Here is a 1,116-nt window from a genome sequence, read left to right on the forward strand (position 1 = left end):
GGGATCCTGTGTGTTTGGCTTGGTGTATGAAGGGTGCGGGAAGGAGACCGACGGGATCCGGATCGCCCTTCGGGAGATCGTGGCATGGCCTGGTCCCTTCCCGCTTCGCTCGTTCAACCTGAACAGTTGCACGAGGCTGTTGGCGCAGACCTCGCATCACAGGATCAGGCATCATGACCATACATCAAACCGTCCTCGGCTGCGACATTTCCAAGTCGTTCCTCGACATCTTCGACCCCCGCATCCGTCGGTGCGTGCGCATTGCCAACGACAAGGACGCCGTGGAGGCTTTCGCGGCCTCTCTTGCCGGCACCGATTGTCTCGTCGTCTTCGAAGCGACCGGCGTCCATGACCGGTTCTTGCGTCATGCGCTCGGCGAACGCGGTATCCCCGCACGCCGGCTCAATCCGGTCCAGGCGCGCCGCTTTGCCGAGATGCGCGGGCGCCTGGCCAAGACCGACCGGATCGACGCGCTCGGCCTGTCGGATTTTGGCGAGATGGTTCAGCCCAAGCCCGATCCGGCGCCTTCCAAGGATCGCGAACGCCTGGCGGCGCTGGCCAGGCGGCGCGATCAGCTCGTCGAGCTGCGCGCCTTGGAAAAGCGGCATCGAGCCGATGCCTTCGACGCCTGCATCATCGCCGACATCGACATTGTCATCGAAAGTCTCGGCGAACGGATCGCGGCCATCGAGGCCGAGATTGACCGGCAGACCCGACGCGACGTCGATCTCACCGCAGAGCTCAAACGCCTGACCTCGGCGCCGGGGGTCGGCAACGTCACGGCGCTGACGCTCGTTGCCCATATGCCCGAACTCGGCTCCCTGACGCCCAAGAAGATCGGCGCCCTTGCCGGCTTGGCACCGTTCAACGACGACAGCGGGCATCGCCGGGGGCGCAAGCACATCAAGGGCGGCCGACGCCGCGTCCGCAACGCTCTCTACATGGCCGCACTCGGTGCCATTCGCGCAAACCCTCGCTTCAAGAGCTTCTTCAACGCCGTCACCGAAAGATCGGGATCCAAGAAGGTCGCGATCATCGCCGTCGCCAGAAAGCTTCTCACCGTCCTCAATGCCATGCAGAGGGACAAAAAGGCCTTTGCATGAACACAGTTGCCAT

1 protein-coding gene is annotated in these 1,116 nt (G+C 63.6%); it reads left to right on the forward strand.

Going from position 1 to position 1,116, the window contains the following annotated elements:
- The first annotated feature begins 173 nt into the window (after nucleotides 1–173).
- Nucleotides 174–1,103, forward strand: a complete 930-nt coding sequence (locus tag LZD57_RS23940) for an IS110 family RNA-guided transposase (protein WP_233722096.1) — start codon at nucleotides 174–176, stop codon at nucleotides 1,101–1,103.
- The last annotated feature ends 13 nt before the right edge of the window (nucleotides 1,104–1,116 follow it).

The organism is Jiella avicenniae (assembly GCF_021390325.1).
GTDB classification, from domain to species: Bacteria; Pseudomonadota; Alphaproteobacteria; order Rhizobiales; family Rhizobiaceae; genus Jiella; species Jiella avicenniae.

Bases quoted from the DNA above. Each gene is read 5' to 3' on its own strand.
- LZD57_RS23940 (WP_233722096.1), top strand. From the start codon at position 174: ATGACCATACATCAAACCGTCCTCGGCTGCGACATTTCCAAGTCGTTC.